The organism is Fibrobacter sp. UWCM (assembly GCF_900129735.1).
GTDB lineage: Bacteria > Fibrobacterota > Fibrobacteria > Fibrobacterales > Fibrobacteraceae > Fibrobacter.
Window position 1 is genome coordinate 46,734 of the sequence record NZ_FQWR01000018.1, and the last position, 19,776, is coordinate 66,509.

The following is a 19,776-nucleotide window of genomic DNA, read 5'->3' on the forward strand; positions in this document are numbered from 1 at the left end:
TATGGCTGAATTTGATATGAGCGGCGTGCCGAGCGAGGAACTTTCTTCCATCTCGGGCGAAGAGCGCCTGGGCAACCTGATGCAGTTGATTGAAGCCCAGAGGGGCGAAGGCTGGGAATCGCGCCTTCACGATATTCTTGATTCTTTCGAGGACTTCTTGACATTGCGCCCCGAACCGCCTCAGGCATGGAAGGATACGTATGCGGCGAGCGGCAAGCAGTTCGACTACTACCAGATTGTGCTCCCGAAGGATTTCGAGGACCCCTACGAGGATGACCTCGGCAATATCCGTCGCCTGCGCGGGGAATTTGAACGCGAGCCTTCCACGATGGCGCTGGAACACGAACTCATCAGCCGCAATTACTTTGTCTACGAGAACGGCCATGCGGAGGCTATTCCGGCTCCGCGCCCGATGCTCATGCTCGAAAGCCAGGACCGTGACGACGACCAGGAAGAACAGGAAGGCGACATTACTTGGGATTGCTGCATTTCGATTTTTGCGGACGGAAGCTACGTCGCCTACAACCTCGAAAACGACGACGAAGAGGTTTTGGGCGAAGATTTCAAGTCCGTGTTCAAGAAATATATCGGCACGCTTTCCAAGATGCAGTTGGTAATTCCAGTGGAAGGGCGTGACTACGGCATTTTGAGAAGCGACGCCTAGCGCATTTCGCCTGCCGATGGAATCACTCGAACTCGAAATATACGGGCGGTACCGCGCGCTTGTCGAAAAGTCGTGCGCTTTTTCGGGCCGTACTAGCCCCGATGGGGAACCGTCGCGCGTGCGCCTCTCCGATATCCTCGACCGCTACGATGCATTCTGCTTTGACGGTTACGGCACGCTCTATAACCGGGGCGATTTCGTGTACCCGGGTGCGAAGGAGTGGTTTGGCGCGCTGAGGCGTGCAGGAAAGCAAATTCGCTTGGTTACGAATGCGGCATCGAATCTGGACCAGGCCCTCGCCGAAGAGGCGGATGCCCGCGGGTTCGATTTCACCGTCGCAGAAACGATTTCTTCCGGTAGCCTGCTGAAGGGCTGGCTGTCGGGCCTGCCTGCGGGCGGCTCGCCTTTTGGTGCGGGTCGCGAGGTCTATTACATCGGGCGTGCGACGGGCGTGAACGTGCTCGCCGAATGCGGGATTGCTGCCGTGGAGAATCCGGTTTCGCCCGTGGTGGCGGTTTCTTCTTCGACGGCGACGGACGAGATGTACGCGCAGGCGGTAGCTATCTTGCGCCGGCCCGGAGCGCTGCTGCTGGTGCTGAACCCGGATGCGTGGGCCCCGCGGATTGACGGGACTCGCGCGCCTGTCTCGGGCGAACTTTGTGAACGCCTGCGCCGGGAGACGGGCTGCGCTGCGGAATATTTCGGCAAGCCATTCCCCGGAATATGGCAGAAGGTCCGCGCGACTTTGCCCGCGGGCGCGAAGGCGGTTATGATTGGCGATACGCTCGGGACGGATGTGTACGGCGCGTATGTCGCGGGTTTTGACAGCGCGCTTGTTGTCGGGCGCAATGAACCGGCGGCAGAGCTTGCTGCCGACGAGAAACTGCTGGGCGTGAGGCCTACTTATTACTTGGAACCGTAGCGGAATCCGCGGGTGCTGTCGTGGGCTGAACCGCGCCAGAATTTGCGGGGGAGGCATTTCCGGTGGGCTGCGCAGTATTGGACTGCGCTGCGGGTGCCTGCTGCTCGCCGGGCTTACCTGAAACTATTACGTACAACGTATCGTGAACGATGACCGTGTCGCGCACGAAGACGGTGTCGTGTGCGCAGACTGCCTGCGATAAGGACGCTGAGTGGTATGCTGAGCTTGCCGAAGCACCTGTCGAAGCGCCTGTCAAAGGGGTGCTGTTTGTCGGCGCGTTGCTTACGGAACTTGCCGGAGTGGCTGCACTGTTTGCCGTGGTGCCCTGCGCGTTCTTCTTGGCCTTTTCCTCTTCGCGGATTTTGTCGATAAGCTTTTCGCGCTTGGTTTTCAGGTCTTCCATTTCCTTTTTCAGGCGGGTCTTGTTGCCGGGCCTGCGTTCGCGCGAGTAGCGTCCTTCGATGCGGTCAATCTGGGTTTCCAGTTCGCGCAGCTCGTCGTAAAGCGGGCCTTCGCCTTCGAGCGAGGGTGCGGGCTTGAACCAGTCGACGAAACGCTGCCACAGGGATTTTTCCTCTTCTGCGGCGCTCTGGCTTGCGCAGAAGGCGGTGAGCACGATGGTCGCTGCGAAGATGCTGAAAACGTTTTTGCGGAATTGCATGCGACAATGATAGAAAATTTTTCGGCTCATTTTGCCACCTTTCTCCGTTTTAAGGGTAGAGACGCCTTCAAAGTCTCCTAAAAAACTACCCGCTTGACATATACACGTGAAATAGGTATAATATAAAACTACTAGGAGATTTTTATGAGCAAGCACATCAAGACACCGACAATCGGAGAGATTCTGAACGAGGAGTTCTTTACGCCCTTGGGATTGTCTGCTTACAAGGTCGCCCAGGCAATCAACGTGCCTGTTTCCAGGATTCAGGACATCCTTCACGACCGCAGGCGAATTACCGTTGACACTTCCCTGAGACTCGCCAAGTTCCTCGGCGTATCCGACGACTATTTCATCTCCCTACAAGATGATATCGATATCCGAAATCTCAAGATAGAACTATCGGAAGAACTTGACGGAATAAAGCCTTTTGCGGTCGCCTGATTTTTTACTACATTAAAAATGGTGAAATAGGAGGAATTTCTGTATGAAGCGATTTTTACTGGGTTTTGCGATTGCTCTTTTGGCGGCTTGCGGCGATGACGACAGCAGTTTTGCCCCGCGAGACGATGAATCGTCCAGCAGCATTGAAGAGGAATCTTCTTCCTCCAGTGTCACCCTGAGCGGAGCGTCAGCGGAGTCGAATGGGTCTAGCGTCACACCGAAGTCGAGCAGTAGCGAGACAAGCGTGTCCAGCAGCTCCGTGCGTTCGTCATCCTCGGCTCCGGTCGAGGATCTATCCAGCAGCAGCGTGCGCTCGTCATCCTCGGCGGAGCCTGCCCTGAGCTCAGCCGAAGGGGGCGAGGATCTGTCGAGTAGCTCTGCAAAATCGAGCTCGAGTGAGTCCAGTAGCAGTATTGAAAATCCGTGGGGAACTGATGAGGAATGGTGGCCTTTTAGTTGTAACGCTCATGGTGGATGTCTTGAATTTACCGACACTCGCAATAATCGGACGTATAAGTACTTAAAATTTGAAAATAACAATTCTTCGACTTTTATCTATGCAATGGTCGAAAACCTTAACATCGGTGAAATGGTTTGGGGTTTTAAAGACCAGAAAGATGACACTAAGATCGAGCGTTATTGCTATGATGACGATACGCTCAACTGCTATTATTACGGAGCCCTGTACCAGTGGGCCGAGATGATGCAGCTGCCCAGCGAATGCAATACCAAAAGTTGTGCCGACCAGATCAAGCCGAACCATCAGGGAATCTGCCCGGATGGATGGCGCTTGATGACGGCCGATGATTTCAAATTTATCATAAACAGCAATGGAAATAAGGATGGAGTAAAGGGAACTCGCTCCACGTTTGGGTTCGGTGGTAGTAATGATACTGGTTTCAGCCTTGTCGGTGCTGGGAGTAATTGGGATTATAATTTTACATCTTTGAATAGTGCTACCTATTGGCATTATCCTGAAGAATCTTCTCAATATACGAACGAGGGTTCTTTCTATTCGTCTCAAGGAACAAATTCAACAAAGGATCCTAGACTAGAAACTATGAAAACTCATGGCTTTTCTGTCCGTTGTGTGATGGTTGAAAATCAAGCCGAATAAAGCATCTTCCCGCAGTTTAATTCTGTACCCGCAATTCGTGAAGGCCGATGGGACTAACTGATGCGACCGTTCGCGCTACACTCTGGTTTTTATACTCTGGTATGCGCTCACTCCCACCTAAAGGTGGCCATGTACACTAAGGCAACAAGTTGCCAAGTGTCCAAAGGTCGCCACCACGCCTCGTTGATACAAGGCGCTTGTGGCTCACACACGAGACTTTCGCAGTACCTGCGTCGGAACGTTCCCGCGATAAACAGCCTTATTCTGGAGCCCCTCGAAGCAAACTCTTTAACGAAAAGCAGGTCTGGACCTGCTTGAAAAGATCCCCACCTTGGTGGCCACGCGCACTAAGCACTAAAGTGCTAAGTGCTGTCCGCCCGCCTGCGCGGGGATGACGAGCCGCAGGAGCGAGGGGGAGACTTCCCCCGCCAAAACAAAAAAAGAAACCGCCTTGGTCGGCGGTCCTGTTTAGAGCGGGAAAAGGGTCTCGAACCCTCGACATCGACCTTGGGAAGGTCGCGCTCTACCAACTGAGCTACTCCCGCGAATGTTCCAAATTTAATAAAAAAGGCCGTTTTGTAAAGGGATTCTGGAAATTTGGGGCGTTTTTTGCCTTGTTGTGTTTGCATAAACGCTTTTGGGGCGCCCTTGCCGCATTTCGTGGCGCACCGGAGCCCAATAATATATTTTCATATCCGGTGTATGGGGGTGTTGTACCTTTATGTTTGGTAAGAATATGTTCGAAAAATTGATGCTGGGTGCCGCGCTGGTCGCGGCGGGTGCGGGCCTTTCGCAGGCCGAAAACTACAACTGGGGCAATGTCCGCTTCGATGGCGGCGGCTTCGTGTCGGCGGTGATCTTCCACCCGAAGGCCGAAAATGTGCTCTATGCGCGAACCGACGTGGGCGGCATCTACCGCTTCGATTTCGAGAACAAGAGGTGGATCCCGCTGATGGACTGGATCTCGGAGAACGACAAGGGCCTGTACGGCACCGAGGCGTTCGCGCTCGACCCGACCGACCCGAAGCGCATCTACGTGCTCGGCGGGACGGGCTACTTTAGCCAGGGCCGGACTGCCGTGCTCCGGAGCGAGGATTACGGCGCCACCTGGGATACGAGCTACGTGGAAATGCTCGCCCACGGCAACGGCATGGGCCGCCAGACCGGCGAAAAGCTCGCGGTGGACCCGAACAAGCCGAACATTATCTTCTGCGGGAGCCGCACGAAGGGCCTCTACAAGAGCAGCGACTACGGCAAGACGTGGACGAGCGCCTACAAGGTCGCGCTTTCCGACGCGAAGGAATCGAGCCTGAACGGTGTGAACGGCATCAGCTTCGTGATGTTCGACGAGGCGCAGGGCAAGAACGCCGACGGCTCGACCAAGACGATTTACATCGGCATCTCCGAAACGAAGGACAACCTGCAGGTGAGTAACGACGGCGGCGCCACCTGGAAGGCCATATCGGGAGGCCCCGCGAACCTGATGCCCCACCGCGCGAAGATTGTGGGTGGCGACATGTACATTACCTACGCCGACGGTCCGGGCCCGCACAACATCAACAGAGGCGCGGTCTACAAGTACAACATCGCGGGCGGCACGTGGGAAGATATCACCCCGAGCGATTCGGTGACGCACGAGCAGAGCCCCACCACCTACGAGAAGGACTATAGTTCTTACGGTGGCATTTCCATCGACCCGAAGGACCCGAAGCATATCGTGGTCTCGACGCTCGGCAAGTACACGGGGCGTCACCTCGCGAAGAACGCGAAGGGCGAGGAGCGCGACAACTACGGCGACCGCATCTACACGACCACGGATGGCGGCAAGACGTGGATTCACGGGCAACACTACGGCGACGGAATCAACATCGACGCGAACGGCACGGACTGGATTCCGGGCAACGCCATCCACTGGGCGGGCTCGCTCGAGATTAACCCGTTCGACAACAAGCAGGCGTGGGTCACGAGCGGCAACGGCATATTCATGACCGAAGACATCACCGCGAAGGTTCCCGTGTGGAAGTTTATGTCCCGCGGCATCGAGGAGACTGTCCCGCTCGATATCGTGAGCATTCCGGGCGGCCCGCTGGTGACCGCGATTGGCGACTACGACGGCGCTGTCTATACCGATATCAATGCAAGCGCCCAGAGGCACACGCCGACGGTCGGCTCCACCGAGTCGATGGCGTTCGCGCCGCTCAGCGGAAGCCTGCTGCGCACTGGCGTGATTACCGTGTACGGCCAGTACGAGAGCATCAACTACAACGTGATGTACCGCAGCGACGACATGGGCAAGACATGGGACAGCGTGAAGACTACGCTCAAGGGCCCGAAGGGCATGGTGGTGCTCTCTGCCGACGGCAAGGTGATGCTGCACCGCCCCGAGATGGGCTCGACCACGTACCGCTCCGCCGATAACGGCGCGACCTGGACCGCGGTGGAACTCGACGGCGGGCAGACGCAGAATTCGCGCATTGTCGCGGACCCCGTGAATCCAGACGTGTTCTATGTGATGGATGCGCAGGCGAACCTGTACCGCTCCGACGACGGCGGCAAGAGCTTCGCGAAGTATGGTGCGCGCTTGCAGAACGACGCCGCGGGCGAATACTACAACGGCGGCGGCCTCATCCGCACGGTGCCGGGCAGGGAAGGCCACGTGTGGGTCCCGATGGACCAGGCGCAGATGTGGCTCCCGAAGGGCTTCAGCGAGAACGGGCTTGCCTACAGCGAGAACGGCGGCAAGGACTGGACGCGTTGCGAGGGTGCGAAGACGGCCATCGCGGTGGGTATCGGCAAGGCCAAGGAAGGAGCCGACTACGAGACGATATTTATCTGGGGTGCCGCGAAGGAAGGCGACCCGATTGGAATCTACCGCAGTACCGACAAGTGCAAGACATTCGAACGCATCAACGACGACAAGCACCAGTTCGGCGGCCCGGGTAACGGGAACTTTGTGCAGGGCGACATGAACAACTTCGGCGTGGTGTACATGAGCACCGTGGGCCGCGGGACGATTGTCGGAGCGCCCGAAGGTACGGAATTCTTTACGGTCCGCGCAGCACGCCAGGTGGCGAACTTCGTGCCGTCCCTGCAACTTGAAAAACGCTTGCTCCATGTGACCGCGCCTGCGGGCAGTACGCTCTCGCTATTCGCCGTGACGGGCAAGGCGGTGCTTTCCAAGCAGGTGGCAGGGCTCGCGCACGTCTCGCTTGAAAAAATCCCTGCGGGCCGCTATGTGGCAAAACTGCTCGATGCCCGCGGGAAGGTGCTTGCGAACAAGTTCGTGACGCTGAAATAGTTTATTTATCTCAATGTAAAAACAAAACACCCTGCTTTTACGCAGGGTGTTTTTCAAATGAAATAAATGCTAAAGCCTTTTCGGTGGATTACAGCTTCATATCGCTCAGGCGAGTGTGTTCAACAGCATCGAACTCGTCTTGGATTTCCTTGCTGGGGGCCTTGGTGCAGAGGCTCACGATCACGATGGTCGCAAAGCTAAGCACGAAGCCGGGCACCAGCTCGTAAATCTGGAAGATTTCGGCGGAGAATCCGGAGAGGTAGAACTTCCACACGAAGGTGGTGATACCGCCGACGAGCATGCCCGCGATGGCGCCCGGAAGCGTGGTACGCTTCCAGAACAGGGCAAGGAGCATAATCGGGCCGAAGGTGGCGCCGAAACCGCCCCAGGCAAAGCTCACGAGGCTCATCACCACGTCGAGGAAGCTCTTGCCCTGTGCAGCGCCGTTGGCGCCGGGCGCCCCCTGCATGGCGACAATGACCGCGATAACCGTAATGAGCACCACGACGCCGCGGCTCACCCACATGACTTCCTTGTTGCTCGCATTCTTGCGGAACAGGTGCTTGTAGAGGTCGTTACTGAAAGCGGAAGCCGAAACCAGCAACTGCGAGTCGGCCGTACTCATGATGGCGGCAAGGATAGCGGCCATGAGAATGGCGGCGACAGCCGGATGGCAGAGCGCTTGGCAGAGAATCATGAAGATGCGTTCCGGGTCGGCGACGGTAATGCCGTTCGCTTCCACGTAGTAGCGACCGAGAATGGCAATCATGATGGCGGCACCAAGGCAGATGGTGACCCAGGTCATGGCGACACGGCGGGAGAACTTGATGTCTTCGGCGTTCTTGATGCTCATGAAGCGCACCAGGATGTGCGGCATGCCGAAGTAGCCGAGGCCCCACGCGAGGCTAGAAATCAACGCAATCAGCCCGATGGACTTGCCGGTGGTGGCGTTGGTGAACAGGCTCATCAGGTAGGGGTTCTGCGCGTTCACCGCATCCATGGTGGCTGCAAAACCGCCCGAACCTGCCATGATAATCGAGGGAATGGCGATGACGGCGATGAGCATCATGGTCGCCTGAACAAAGTCGGTCCAGCACACGGCGAAGAAACCGCCCATGAAGGTGTAACTCACTACGACGACCGCTCCGATGATAAGGCCCGTGGTGTAGTTCATGTTGAAGATGGTGCCGAAGAGTTTCGCACTAGCGACAAAGCCAGACACGGTGTAGAACAGGAAGAACGCGAGAATGAAAATCGAGGCGATGACGCGGATGATTCCCTTGTTGTCGCGGAAACGGTTTGCAAAGAAGTCGGGCAGCGTGATGGAGTCGCCGCAGAAGTGGCTGTACTTGCGGAGCCTGCGACCCACGATTTTCCAGTTGAGGTACGTACCGATGACGAGGCCGATGCCAATCCACGCTTCGGAAAAACCGCTCACGAAGATGGCGCCCGGGAGGCCCATCAAGAGCCAGCCGCTCATGTCGGAGGCCTGTGCGGACATGGCCACGACCCACTTGTTCATGCCGCGGTTGCCCAGGTAGTAGGCGTTCAGGCTGTTCGCCTTCTTGGAAAAGTAGAATCCGATACCGAGCATCATCAGCAGGTACAGGATAAATACGGTAATGACCATTTGGTGAATCTCCTATTTTCGAATACTTGTTTATTGAAATATAACTATACAGGCTACTTTTCCGTCCAGAGCCAGGTGCTTAGGTAGCGTTCGCCTGTGTCGGGGAGGAGCGCGACGATTCGCTTGCCCTTGAATTCGGGGCGCTTGGCGACCGTCAACGCGCATTCCAGAGCCGCTCCGGACGAAATCCCGACAAAGATGCCTTCTTCGCTTGCTGCCGCGCGGGCCGCGTTCCCCGCCTTCTCCGTGCTGGTGAGGTACACCTCGTCGACCACCTTCGGGTCGTAGATTTTCGGGATAAAGTTCGCACCGATTCCCTGTATCTTGTGCGGACCCGCCACGCCCTTCGAAATCATCGGGGAATCATCGGGCTCGATGGCGATTACATAAACGTTCGGGTTCTTTTCCTTGAGGAACTTCGCTGTTCCGCTCACGGTTCCGCCGGTACCCGCCGTCGCGATGAACACGTCCACCTTGCCTTCGGTATCGCGCCAGATTTCAGGGCCCGTCGTGAGGTAGTGTGCTTCCGGGTTCGCCGGGTTCTCGAACTGCTGCGGAATGAAACTTCCCGGGTTCTGCGCCGCAATCTCGTTTGCCTTCTCGATGCAGCCTGCCATGCCCTTCGCGCCTTCGGTCAGCACGACCTCGGCCCCAAGCGCCTTCAATAGCAGCCTGCGTTCCATGCTCATGGAATCGGGCATCGTAAGCACCACCTTGTAGCCCTTCACGGCCCCTACGTAGGCAAGGCCCACGCCCGTATTGCCGCTGGTCGGCTCGATGATGAGCGCGCCCGGCTTGAGCTTGCCCTCCTTTTCGGCGCGTTCAATCATGTTGAACGCCACGCGGTCCTTCGCGCTTCCGAGCGGGTTGAAACTTTCGAGTTTTACGTAGACTTCGGCCCCGCCCTTGTTCAACTTGTTGATGCGTACGAGCGGTGTGTTGCCGATAGTTTCGAGAATGCTATTGAAAATTGCCATAAAAAAACTCCGTCGCGACAGGTGCCGCAACGGATAACAATCTAGTATAATTTTTAGTGCGTTCTAGTTTCGCGGAGTGAATTCCGGAAGAATATTGAAATTGTTCCTACTCATGGTTTCCTGTTCGCTTACGATGGTTGCGAACGGGATTCCCGTGAAGTTCTTTACGGCACATCCAAATGCCTTCTCAATATATTCGTAATAAGAGCCGTTTGTCGCTTCGCATTCTGCCTGGAAAACTTCCTTGGCCGAACCTGTGCCGTCATTGACCAGGTATACAATTCCGATGTCGGGTACCAGGAGGGTTGTCGTCTTGGTTGAACTCCAGTCTCCGTGTTTTGATACGGAGCGTTTTACTCCAAGTTCATCTGCATATATGCTTCCGGTACAGGTGTTGTCCCCTTCGTCAAGGATGAATTTCTTGCCTTCCGTCGTGAAGTAGTATTCGGCATCGTCGTTGATAAAAATGGTCATGCCGTCGATTTTGTCTATCTTGCGTTTTTCCGGGAAAGCCGCTGCAAGACTGTCCAGAACCACGCGTTCTTCATCGGTAACATCTAGTTTATCTGTATTAGGCTCAAGGATGAATACCCTGCTGGAATTTGCCTTGATACTGCTGTCGGGTTCCGATTTTGGAATGTCGTATTCTGTTGTGTCTACGCCGTCGGCGATGGTGCCGCAGATATCGTTGGATTCCTTGGTGAAACTTTCAAGAAGCGTGTCGAAACTGATTGTGGAATCCGGCCCTGCTGTGACACATTCACCTCTTGCATTGCATGTCCTAACGGAATCAGTTTTGGAAGCGTAGCAGAAGGCCTTTAAGTTTCCGTTCCCGCTACATACCGCATCCGGTGCGGCATCCACCAAGCCGGAATTGCACGATTCCTGGAAAGCCTTGTAGATGTTGTCGCAGGCGCTTCCGAAGTTGTGTAACCATATTGTCCGTTCCATGGTTTCACCGTCGGCAATGCTGATTCTCGCTAGGTATTCCTTCGTGCTGGCGTACTTGCCTGCGGAACAGGTCGCTTCGGCTCCGTTTTCCTTGCCGTAGACGGTGACTTCGCCTTGTGCAAACTTCTTTACCGATGTGGCGGCGGTCGTGAAGACGATGTCTTTACCTGGAACGAAAGAATTTATGGAGGAACTGCTGGCGACTTCTTCCGAAGAACTGCTGTTTTCGGCAGTCGCGTTCGGCATGGTCGTGGAGCCCGCCGAAGAGGGGTTATCCGAAGAGCAGGCTGCCAGAGCGCAAAGGGCGAACGCGCCTGCGATATAGAGATTCTTCTTGAGGTTAAGCATGGTTCTCTCCTCCTATCTTGTTTGTAAACGGGAAAAGTTGAAAGTTCAGGCCATAGACCTGGTCCAGTTTGCCGCCCTCGTTTGCGATGGCGGCGATTTTCTTGGCGCAGGCATCAATCTCGGCGACGATGCGCGCGTAGTTGTTTTCGTTGACGCCGATGGTCATTCCGGTAAAGTACCGCTCGCTTGCGCTGTAACGGTCTACCGCACGCACGGCCATGTTGCCCATTTCCTTGTGCATGGCGCGGATGGCAATCGGTTGCGCTTCTGCCGAGCCGATGACGGCCTTCTCGGTCTGTGAATAGGCCTTCTCGCCGTCCTTCTTCAGGAACCCTGCTTTCACCAGGAAGGCGAGTATGTCGCGGACCTCTTCGGCGGAAACATATTCCTTGCACTCGTCGGCAATCTTTCGCGGCTGTGCTCCGGGCATCATCGGGGCGAGTTCACGGATTACCGGGTACTTCCAGGATTCGTAATACTGGAAGGCTTCGCTATCGACAACGCGCACCTTGTGCTCGACTGCAATCTTTTCCAGTTTGAGCAGCGTTGCCTTCTTGTCGGCATCCTTGGTTGCCTTGGCAAGTGTCACGAGCAGCGAGAAGTATTCCTCCTCGTAACCGGTGAGCCCCATTGCCTTGGAAACCTGTAACATCTTGACCTTGCTCAGACCGCTTTTCCCTTCGCATACCAGTTTGAGGTAGGTGGGGGAGGCGAACCCCGCAAGTTTCGAGAATTCCCTCCACGAGAACGCGCCCGTGCGCTTGCGCTCGTCGTAGAAGTCCTGCATGAACTTGCGGTAGTCCTTGTATTCGGTTATCGGTTTCATATCTATAAATTTATCTTCTGAAATTTGAAAAAGCAATACTTGGAATGATACAAAAGTGAGAAATTTTAGATAAAAACTGAATTTTTAGACAAAAATTTTCAATATTTTTATGGGAATGATACGGCGCGTATCATATGAAATTTTAAGTATATTTTGTACGAATATGCCCGTACTCCGTTCCATCATGTCGAAAGTGTTCGCGCGAACCGCCGGTTTCGTGCTTTGTGCCTGCGGGTGGAAAAAGGGAACGGTTTACGCGAACTTGCGACACGTGGATGGCGCGGAACCCCGTGAAGGGAGCCCGCTGCGCATTTCCCAGCCGGGAACGTTCTACCGCACGCTCATCTGCAACCTCACGCGCCATGCGGGCGAAATCCTTTTCCGGTTTGGCTCGTTCAAGAAGTTGCCCCGCGAACTTTCCGCATATCCTCGCCGCATCGACGGCTGGAACTTCGCCCTCGCGGAAGGTTCCGCCCCGGTTCTTAAGAAAATGCGTGCCGGCGGAATTTTTCTTACGGCGCATTTCGGGAACTACGAGGCGATAGGCCCGTGGCTCTGTCGCCTCGGAATCCCGCTGGTGGCAAGCTACATCCCGCTAAGGCCCGCGTGGCTCAATCGCATTCTGGATAAACGAATTCGGGCCGTCGATGGTCGCCCCTACGGTGTAGATGCGTGCACCCCGCGGGAGTTTTTGCGCCTGCTTGATGACGGGAAGTTAGTTTGTCTGCTGGCCGACCAGGATAGCAGAATCCCGAGCGCGCTCGAGGGCGAGTTCCTGCACAGGCTCGTGCGCAACAACCCGCTTCCGGACTTTTTGCTCCGGCACCGCCCCGAGACTCCCGTGTATATCTGCTGGCTGGAAGATTGCCGCGGACAGTTTAAAACGAGCGGAGCCTGCGTTCTCCATGCGATTGAACTGCCCCGCGCATCCGATACCCGCAATAATTCCGATGCCCGCAATAATTCCGGCGCCTGCAATAATTCAAAGCCCGGCGATATCATGCCCGCCTTCAACGCCTGGCTCGAATCCCGCATAAAAGAAAATCCAGCCCTCTGGTACGGCTGGACTCATCGCAGGTTCTATTCTAAAAATCCCGAAATCTACTTGGGCTGAAACTCGAATACGAACTGGCTGCGCGGGTATTCGTAGAACCGTGGAGCGTCGCGCCTGTATTCGCGGATGAGTATAAAGTCTGCGGATTCGTGTATAAAGATTGAGTCCGTAATCCAGTGCTTGACGCCTTCCTTCAGGGCCCTGTCGATATCCTGCTTGCTGCTTACGGCAATCTGTTCCACCTCGACCTTCTTTTCGCCGAGCGTGAAAACCTTGACCGTCTTTACCGGGGTCCAACCCAGGCCGCTGTCGAAAACGGACTCCGCCTTGGCATGCGTCTCCTGGGCAGGTATTTCTACCTTGACCTGCTGGGGCTCTAGGCACCCCGCAAAAATTGCGCACATGGCGATGGCGATAAGTCTTTTCATCCGGAACTCCTGTTGGACGTCTTCCTTAAAATACCAAAAATTTTCCGGTTGTGGTAATGTTGTGTGGGATTTTTCACAATCGGGCTAAAACGTTGATATTCAACGAAATAGGGCTGCTTTGACGGTGCGTGGCAAAAAATGCTTCTTGTAAAAAGGCCTTTTCTGTCATAAAACTGACATTTTCATTTGCTATATTCCGCCTTTGTCAACCCAGGGCATTTATGACCCTAAAAATCTACATATAGGAATAGAACATGGATTTTTCCGCAATTATTGCCGAAGAACTGAAGCTCGAAGTATGGCGCGTCGCTAAGGCGCTTGAACTCATGGACCAGGGGGGCACGGTCCCCTTTATCGCCCGCTACCGCAAGGACCAGACGGGTACGCTGAACGAAATTGAACTGCGCGACATCAGCCACCGTCGCGACTATCTGCAAGAACTTGCCGACCGTAAGGAAACGGTGCTCAAGAGCATCGAGGAACAGGGCAAGCTCACTCCCGAACTCAAGGCCCAGATCGAGGCCTGCAAGGACAAGACTCTCCTCGAAGATATTTACGCCCCGTACAAGCCCAAGAAGCGCACCCGCGCGACCATCGCGAAGGAACTCGGTCTTGAACCGCTGGCTCGCCTGATGTGGGCACAGGAAAATACCGGCAACACCGCCGAAGAAATCGCCCGCATCTACCTCTCCGAGGAGAAGGGCCTCGCCGACCCGAAGGCCGCCCTCAAGGGTGCCGCCGACATTCTCGCCGAAGAGGTTGCCGACAATACCGAATTCCGCCAGTACCTCCGTGCCAAGATGGAGAAAACCGGCGTGATGGTTTCCAAGGTCAAGAAGGATTTCGAGAAGCAGGAGACAAAGTTCAAGGACTATTACGACTTCAGCGAGCCGGTCAGCAAGATTCCGAGCCACCGCATGCTTGCGCTCCGCCGTGGCGAAAAGGAGAAGGTGCTGCGCCTCACCATCGAAGTGCCGAACGACGAAATGGTCGGCTACCTCAAGACCCAGATTATCAAGGGCGAAACGACCTGGACTCCGTACCTGGAGGCCATGTGCCAGGACGCCTGGGAACGCCTGCTGCAGCCGAGCATGGAAAGCGAAGTGCGCCTGATGCTCAAGGACGCCGCCGAAGAGGAAGCCTTCAAGGTGTTCAGCAAGAACCTGCAAGACGTTCTGCTTGCCGCCCCTGCCGGTCACAAGGCCGTGCTCGCTCTCGACCCGGGTTTCCGTACGGGCTGCAAGGTGGCTGTGCTCGACGAAAACGGCAAGTTCATGGATCATGGCATTATCAAGCCGCATGAACCGTGGAACGACAAGGCCGGTGCCGCTGTGTACCTGATGCAGCTCATCGACAAGTACAAGATTGACCTCATCGCCATCGGTAACGGAACCGCGAGCCGCGAGACCGACGCCTTCTGTGGCGAGATGGCCCTCAAGTTCAAGGGCAAGGTTCCGCCGCGCGTTATCGTGAGCGAAGCCGGTGCTTCCGTTTACAGCGCAAGCATGATTGCCATCCAGGAATTCCCGAAGGAAGACGTGACGACCCGCGGCGCGATTTCGATTGGCCGCCGCCTGCAGGACCCGCTGGCCGAACTTGTGAAGGTGGACCCGCAGTCTATCGGCGTGGGCCAGTACCAGCACGACGTGAACCAGCGCGAACTCAAGAAGCGCCTCGACGAAGTGGTGGAAAGCTGCGTGAACATGGTGGGTGTGGACGTGAACAGCGCATCCGCTCCGCTCCTTGCCCATGTGGCGGGCCTCAGCAATACGCTTTCGGAAGCCATCGTGAAGTACCGCGAAGAGAACGGCGCGTTTGCCAGCCGTGAAGACCTGAAGAAGGTGAAGGGCTTCGGTCCGAAGGCCTTCGAGCAGGCGGCGGGCTTTATGCGCATTCCGGGTGCCGAAAACCCGCTGGACGATTCCGCGGTTCACCCCGAAAACTACGCCCTCGTGGAACAGATGGCCGAGAAGGTGGGTGTTCCGGTGAAGGATATAGTGGGCAATGCCGAAGCGGTGAAGGCTATCAAGGTCGATGAGTTCCTCTCCGACGAGGTGGGTAAGGCTACCCTCGACGATATCGTGAAGGAACTGCAGAAGCCGAGCCGCGACCCGCGTAAGGAATTCCGCTACGCGAAATTCGATGACCGCATCAAGACCATCAACGACCTCGTTACGGGCAGCTGGATGGAAGGCGTGGTCACGAACGTGGCGAACTTCGGCGCGTTCGTGGACATTGGCGTTCACCAGGATGGCCTCGTGCATATTTCTGAAATCAGCGACAAGTACGTGACCGATGCGAAGGAAGTCCTGACTGTGGGCGATGTGGTGAAGGTGCGCGTTGTTGCCGTGGATGCGAACCAGAAGCGTATCAGCCTCTCGATGAAGCAGGAATCTACCGACGGTGTTGCCGGCGCGGGCGTGAGTGGCCCTCGCGGCCAGCGTGTCGGCGGTCCTCGTGGTGGTTTCGGTGGCCGCGGCCGCGATGGTGCTCGCGGCAATGCCCGCCCGCAGGGCGGCATCCAGGGCCATGCGACCATCGCTGACCTCAAGAACAAGATTGCGGGCAAGGATCGCCCGGGTTTTGCTCCCAAGAAGAACGTGGTTGCCCAGCCCCCGAAAATGAGCGCCCTCCTGAAGCAGATGAAGAGGGGTAGATAGTTTGGTTCTGTCATCCCCGCGCAGGCGGGGATCTCCCATTCAAATTCAGCCCCGCCTTGTGCGGGGCTTTTTCATATCAAAAAATTATTTTCTCGTCGCAAAGTAAACTTTTTTCTTACAAATTATTTGCATTGCGCTCTATTGAACTTTATTTTGATTATTTTATCTTGTACTGAAAGCGGAGATTTATGCCAGTGCAAGATAGCGGAATCAATAGGTATAGAGATTTTGTTCTAAAGAATAGACGTTCGATGAACGAGTCTATGGCCAAGATTCTGTTCTTCTGCGCCTTTGCGGGCCCGGCCATCGCGCTTGACCGTTTCCTGGGTTACTGTGACGTTTCGTATTCGTCGTGTGTACTGATGAGCTTGGCCCTCATTATTCTTTCGTTTGGTCAAAAAATCCTGAACCGCTACTTCCCGCTTAGCCTGTGGACCGTTTTTTGGGGGCTGGTTGGCTTTATGGGGGTCCTCACGTTCATGTGTACGGCGAAGGTGGGTGTCTATATTACCTACGCGCTTGTGCCCATGGTGAGTCTGTTCTATTGCGAAAAGAAAATTTACCTTATCAGCGTTGCCTTGAACTATGCGATGATTCTTGTGTCTAACGTGCTGGTGAGTGATTTTCGCTCCCTGGTCCGTAGTGATTTCCATGAGCCGCTGGATTGGTTCATTGCGGTGATGGGCGGCTATACGATTGAATCCATCGCGATTGGAATGGCGGGCTATTATCTGTGCAACCGCATATCTAATCACTTCAGGAGCATCTATACCAGCAATATCGTGCTTGACCAGAAGTACCGCGACGAGGAACACAAGGACCGAGTCACGCGCGCGATTACCTCGCTTTACCAATGCGTGTATGTTGTCGACTTGAAGAATGATACGTACGAAGTGGTGCAGCGCGACCCCTTTGTCTCGGATGTCGTTCGTGACGAGGACAACCTGGCGACAAACATCGAGCGCGCTGTCTTTGCGCTTGTCGAGACCGAGGACAAGCTGCAGATGCTCGAATTCCTGGACTTGAAAACGTTGCCGGCTCGCCTGGACCAACAGAGCCTGATTTTCGCGGAATGCCACGGCAAGTTGCACGGCAGGGTACAGCTCTCGTTTATCCTTGTCGAGAGGGACGAAGAGGGACGGCCCGCTTCCGTCGTCTTCACCCTCCGCCAGGTCGCATAATTTTTCCTGTGGTCATCCCCGACCTGGTCGGGGATCTTGGTTTTCCTGTCGTCATCCCCGACCTGGTCGGGGATCTTTGGTTTTCCTGTCGTCATCCCCGACTTGATCGGGGATCTTAGTTTTCCTGTCGTCATCCTGTCGTCATCCCCGACGTGGTCGGGGATCTTAGTTTTTGACGCTGTGTAGCAAAAATTTGTGATTTAAACACGTTTTACACGCTTTTTTAATCAAAAACTGCATTTTTGTGTAAAAATAATGTAGTTTATGGGCATGAGTATCGCGCTGGAACATCTTTTTGACTACGATGACTTCCGCAAGTTCATGCAGGACTATTTCGAAGAGCAGAAGAAAATGCGCTCCGTGTTTTCGCACCGTTTCTTTGCGGCGAAGGCGGGGTTCAGCAGTTCCTCGTACTGCCTGAACGTGATTCGCGGGCGGTTCAACCTCACGCCGAAATCTATCGAGAAGATTTCGAAGGCGATGGATTTCGAGCCCCTGCAAAAGGAATACTTCGAGGCGCTGGTGCAGTACAACCAGGCGCAGCAGGTGGACGAGCGCGACCAGGCCTGGAAGCAGATTCTGCAAATCCGCAAGCAGATAGAATTCACGCACATCACCACGCGCGAGCAGGCCTACTTCAGCAAGTGGTACTACCCGGTAATTCGTGAACTTGCGGCGGATACGCAGTGGCACGGCGACTACCGCGTGTTGGCCCGCTCGCTTACCCCGCAGATAACTACGGAAGAGGCGCGCGATGCGGTGAAGAACCTGCTGGAATGGGGCCTCCTGAAAAAGGAGGGCGAACGTTACGTGCAGACCTCGCAGATGCTCGATGCTGCAGAAATTCCGCCGATTGCCCTCCGGCAGATTCGTCGCGAGTATATCCAGCATGCGATAGGCGCGGTGGAGTCCATGCCGAAGGACGAGCGCTTTGCCGCCTTCACGACGCTTGCCATGAGTGAAAGTTCCTATAATTATGCTGTGGAAGTCCTCGAAGAAGCCCGCAAGAAGATTATTGCCCGTGCGTCCAACGACACGAACGTGGAACGCGTTTACGAGATGATGCTCGTGGCGTTCCCGATGAGCAAGAAGGTGGGGAAGGAGGCCGAAGGATGAATCGCTTGATAGTTTGTCTTAAAAAGCCTTGCCAAGTATGGGCGCTTGCCCTTGCCGCTTCCCTTGCGTTTTTTGCCTGCTCGAACGGCGACGACGTTGCGGGCGGCGTGACCGATATCGGGAACTCTATTGCGCGTGAACCGGATACGACAAAGATTGCGGGGACCGTTGTCGACATGCAGGGCAACAGGATGCCTGCCGCACGGCTCACGCTGTACTGGGATAACGGTTATGCGATTGAGGATTCTCTGGATGCTGTTGCCGATTCGAATGCGCAGTTCGAATTCAAGGTCGCAAGTAATGACATGCACGGTTACCTGCAAAACGGGCGGACGACTGTCATCCAGTATGCGGATTCTGCAAAGGGCGTGGTAAATGCGTTTGCGGGTGTTTATCTGTATGCACGGTCGGGTTCCCTTTCGGGGATCTCGCTCCCGCCGAGTGGAAAGGCGACTGAGGTTCGTGTCGGTTCGCGCAAGGCCCTGCGCGGGAGCATGTCCGGTGTGACTTCGGGCAAGGTTCACATCGGCGGGACGCATCTTAGCGCCGACATACAGGAAGACGGCTCGTTCAGTTTTGATTCTATCCCGCCAGGAATGCAGGAAGAATTAATTTATTCGGAAAGTGATTCCGTACTGGGTTACATTCCGTTTACCATACAAGATGCGGGCGATACCGTTGTCCTTCCTCAGCTTGAAAACTATGACGGATTCCTCTGGAACCCTGACCTGTCCCTGCTTGCAGATGCGTACGGGTTTAACTCTTACCATACCGATTATGTTCGCTGGTCCGATACCGGCTGGACAACCGTGAATATCGAAATGAATGGCGACGAGTACGTGTTCAACCACGACGGCAGACTGGCTGACAGTGTGAATTACGTGGATGGCGTGAGCGGCAAGGGCGTGCTGCTCGGTGCTGGCCAGTATATCGACCTCGATACGCTAAACCCGACCGGTGGCGACTTCACGCTTTCGCTGTGGACCAAGTGGAACGGCCCCAACGGCGAGCATCAGGTGCTGTTCTGCCAGCGCGCCTACTGGAGCGATTCTACCTCAAGGTTCCAGTGGCACTACGAGGTGAATAGCGGGTCGTTTGCCGTGATGAAGAGCATGCCCAGCTATCCTGAGGCGGTATTCTTCGGTGATTCAAGCAGTATCCCCGTGGGCGAGTGGGCGTTCATCGCGCTAGTGTCAAAGGACCACATGGTGAACATGTACGTGAACGGCAGGCCCGTGGGCGAAGCGCAGGAATTTGTCCCGAACGAATTGAACCGCAGTGTCCCGTTCCGCGTGGGGGGCGACGAAATCAGGACAGAAACCTGGAACGGCGTCATCGACCGCGTGAGCATCGAAACCCGCGCCCGCACCCCCGAGTGGATAAGGGCGAAGTACGAGGCGTTGAAACCGGAATAACCGTTTTCTTGGAGAGTTACAAAAAAAAGAACCCCGTCACGAAGACGGGGCTTTAAAATGCCTTGAACAGGGTACGAATATTATTGA

Annotated in this window: 16 protein-coding genes and 1 tRNA gene; 10 read left to right on the forward strand and 7 right to left on the reverse strand. The window is 55.4% G+C overall.

What is annotated here, in order from left to right; translation table 11 throughout:
* Window position 1: 1 nt before the first annotated feature.
* Window positions 2-664 carry a hypothetical protein gene (locus BUB22_RS11595; protein WP_073115254.1) on the forward strand — a complete coding sequence of 221 codons (663 nt, stop codon included), beginning with the start codon at window positions 2-4 and terminating at the stop codon, window positions 662-664.
* Window positions 665-680: 16 nt separating this feature from the next.
* Entirely contained in the window at window positions 681-1,586 is a 906-nt protein-coding gene (locus BUB22_RS11600) for an HAD-IIA family hydrolase (protein WP_073115255.1), read from the forward strand.
* Here the strand turns inward: BUB22_RS11600 and BUB22_RS11605 are convergent.
* Window positions 1,564-2,247 carry a hypothetical protein gene (locus tag BUB22_RS11605; RefSeq protein ID WP_073115256.1) on the reverse strand — a complete coding sequence of 228 codons (684 nt, stop codon included), beginning with the start codon at window positions 2,245-2,247 and terminating at the stop codon, window positions 1,564-1,566. The two genes, BUB22_RS11600 and BUB22_RS11605, sit on opposite strands and share 23 nt — an antisense overlap.
* A 144-nt stretch (window positions 2,248-2,391) precedes the next feature.
* On the opposite strand from BUB22_RS11605, the gene BUB22_RS11610 reads away from it, so the two are divergent.
* The gene (locus BUB22_RS11610) at window positions 2,392-2,688 is read left to right on the forward strand and encodes a HigA family addiction module antitoxin (protein ID WP_073115257.1); all 297 of its coding nucleotides are present in this window, start codon (window positions 2,392-2,394) and stop codon (window positions 2,686-2,688) included.
* A gap of 43 nt (window positions 2,689-2,731) precedes the next feature.
* On the forward strand, window positions 2,732-3,805 hold the full coding sequence (locus tag BUB22_RS11615; RefSeq protein WP_073115258.1) for an FISUMP domain-containing protein: 1,074 nt from the start codon (window positions 2,732-2,734) through the stop codon (window positions 3,803-3,805).
* A 472-nt stretch (window positions 3,806-4,277) separates the two neighbouring features.
* On the opposite strand, the gene BUB22_RS11620 is transcribed toward BUB22_RS11615, so the two are convergent.
* A tRNA-Gly gene (locus tag BUB22_RS11620) sits at window positions 4,278-4,350 on the reverse strand.
* 191 nt (window positions 4,351-4,541) lie between these two features.
* Between BUB22_RS11620 and BUB22_RS11625 the strand changes: the two genes are divergently transcribed.
* On the forward strand, window positions 4,542-7,103 hold the full coding sequence (locus BUB22_RS11625) for a VPS10 domain-containing protein (protein ID WP_073115259.1): 2,562 nt from the start codon (window positions 4,542-4,544) through the stop codon (window positions 7,101-7,103).
* A gap of 88 nt (window positions 7,104-7,191) precedes the next feature.
* Here the strand turns inward: BUB22_RS11625 and putP are convergent, their stop codons facing one another.
* The 4 genes from putP to BUB22_RS11645 all read right to left on the reverse strand — a co-directional run bounded on the left by putP (window position 7,192) and on the right by BUB22_RS11645 (window position 11,835).
* Window positions 7,192-8,733: a sodium/proline symporter PutP gene (gene putP, locus BUB22_RS11630; RefSeq protein ID WP_073115260.1), complete on the reverse strand. Its 1,542-nt coding sequence runs from the start codon at window positions 8,731-8,733 to the stop codon at window positions 7,192-7,194.
* A 53-nt stretch (window positions 8,734-8,786) separates the two neighbouring features.
* Complete coding sequence (cysK, locus tag BUB22_RS11635) at window positions 8,787-9,710, reverse strand: cysteine synthase A (RefSeq protein ID WP_073115261.1); 924 nt, start codon at window positions 9,708-9,710, stop codon at window positions 8,787-8,789.
* Between the two features lie 63 nt (window positions 9,711-9,773).
* Complete coding sequence (locus tag BUB22_RS11640; RefSeq protein WP_073115262.1) at window positions 9,774-11,009, reverse strand: hypothetical protein; 1,236 nt, start codon at window positions 11,007-11,009, stop codon at window positions 9,774-9,776.
* Window positions 11,002-11,835, reverse strand: a complete 834-nt coding sequence (locus BUB22_RS11645) for a TIGR02147 family protein (protein WP_073115263.1) — start codon at window positions 11,833-11,835, stop codon at window positions 11,002-11,004. The genes BUB22_RS11640 and BUB22_RS11645 overlap by 8 nt, the downstream gene beginning before the upstream one ends.
* Before the next feature lie 163 nt (window positions 11,836-11,998).
* Between BUB22_RS11645 and BUB22_RS11650 the strand changes: the two genes are divergently transcribed.
* The gene (locus BUB22_RS11650) at window positions 11,999-12,949 is read left to right on the forward strand and encodes a lysophospholipid acyltransferase family protein (RefSeq protein WP_073115264.1); all 951 of its coding nucleotides are present in this window, start codon (window positions 11,999-12,001) and stop codon (window positions 12,947-12,949) included.
* Here BUB22_RS11650 and BUB22_RS11655 read toward each other — a convergent pair.
* Window positions 12,937-13,317 (reverse strand): hypothetical protein, encoded by a 381-nt coding sequence (locus tag BUB22_RS11655; RefSeq protein WP_073115265.1) that lies wholly within the window; start codon window positions 13,315-13,317, stop codon window positions 12,937-12,939. The two genes, BUB22_RS11650 and BUB22_RS11655, sit on opposite strands and share 13 nt — an antisense overlap.
* A gap of 254 nt (window positions 13,318-13,571) precedes the next feature.
* On the opposite strand from BUB22_RS11655, the gene BUB22_RS11660 reads away from it, so the two are divergent.
* The 4 genes from BUB22_RS11660 to BUB22_RS11675 all read left to right on the forward strand — a co-directional run bounded on the left by BUB22_RS11660 (window position 13,572) and on the right by BUB22_RS11675 (window position 19,689).
* Window positions 13,572-15,977 carry a Tex family protein gene (locus tag BUB22_RS11660; RefSeq protein WP_073115266.1) on the forward strand — a complete coding sequence of 802 codons (2,406 nt, stop codon included), beginning with the start codon at window positions 13,572-13,574 and terminating at the stop codon, window positions 15,975-15,977.
* Window positions 15,978-16,228: 251 nt separating this feature from the next.
* On the forward strand, window positions 16,229-17,158 hold the full coding sequence (locus tag BUB22_RS11665; RefSeq protein WP_073115267.1) for a hypothetical protein: 930 nt from the start codon (window positions 16,229-16,231) through the stop codon (window positions 17,156-17,158).
* A gap of 264 nt (window positions 17,159-17,422) precedes the next feature.
* The gene (locus BUB22_RS11670; RefSeq protein ID WP_254794739.1) at window positions 17,423-18,274 is read left to right on the forward strand and encodes a TIGR02147 family protein; all 852 of its coding nucleotides are present in this window, start codon (window positions 17,423-17,425) and stop codon (window positions 18,272-18,274) included.
* Complete coding sequence (locus BUB22_RS11675; protein ID WP_073115268.1) at window positions 18,271-19,689, forward strand: LamG domain-containing protein; 1,419 nt, start codon at window positions 18,271-18,273, stop codon at window positions 19,687-19,689. The genes BUB22_RS11670 and BUB22_RS11675 overlap by 4 nt, the downstream gene beginning before the upstream one ends.
* Window positions 19,690-19,776: the final 87 nt, after the last annotated feature.

Coding starts and splice junctions, on each gene's coding strand:
- BUB22_RS11595 (WP_073115254.1), top strand. CDS start 2: ATGGCTGAATTTGATATGAGCGGCGTGCCGAGCGAGGAACTTTCTTCC.
- BUB22_RS11600 (WP_073115255.1), top strand. CDS start 681: ATGGAATCACTCGAACTCGAAATATACGGGCGGTACCGCGCGCTTGTC.
- BUB22_RS11605 (WP_073115256.1), bottom strand. CDS start 2,247: ATGCAATTCCGCAAAAACGTTTTCAGCATCTTCGCAGCGACCATCGTG.
- BUB22_RS11610 (WP_073115257.1), top strand. CDS start 2,392: ATGAGCAAGCACATCAAGACACCGACAATCGGAGAGATTCTGAACGAG.
- BUB22_RS11615 (WP_073115258.1), top strand. CDS start 2,732: ATGAAGCGATTTTTACTGGGTTTTGCGATTGCTCTTTTGGCGGCTTGC.
- BUB22_RS11625 (WP_073115259.1), top strand. CDS start 4,542: ATGTTCGAAAAATTGATGCTGGGTGCCGCGCTGGTCGCGGCGGGTGCG.
- putP (WP_073115260.1), bottom strand. CDS start 8,733: ATGGTCATTACCGTATTTATCCTGTACCTGCTGATGATGCTCGGTATC.
- cysK (WP_073115261.1), bottom strand. CDS start 9,710: ATGGCAATTTTCAATAGCATTCTCGAAACTATCGGCAACACACCGCTC.
- BUB22_RS11640 (WP_073115262.1), bottom strand. CDS start 11,009: ATGCTTAACCTCAAGAAGAATCTCTATATCGCAGGCGCGTTCGCCCTT.
- BUB22_RS11645 (WP_073115263.1), bottom strand. CDS start 11,835: ATGAAACCGATAACCGAATACAAGGACTACCGCAAGTTCATGCAGGAC.
- BUB22_RS11650 (WP_073115264.1), top strand. CDS start 11,999: ATGCCCGTACTCCGTTCCATCATGTCGAAAGTGTTCGCGCGAACCGCC.
- BUB22_RS11655 (WP_073115265.1), bottom strand. CDS start 13,317: ATGAAAAGACTTATCGCCATCGCCATGTGCGCAATTTTTGCGGGGTGC.
- BUB22_RS11660 (WP_073115266.1), top strand. CDS start 13,572: ATGGATTTTTCCGCAATTATTGCCGAAGAACTGAAGCTCGAAGTATGG.
- BUB22_RS11665 (WP_073115267.1), top strand. CDS start 16,229: ATGAACGAGTCTATGGCCAAGATTCTGTTCTTCTGCGCCTTTGCGGGC.
- BUB22_RS11670 (WP_254794739.1), top strand. CDS start 17,423: ATGGGCATGAGTATCGCGCTGGAACATCTTTTTGACTACGATGACTTC.
- BUB22_RS11675 (WP_073115268.1), top strand. CDS start 18,271: ATGAATCGCTTGATAGTTTGTCTTAAAAAGCCTTGCCAAGTATGGGCG.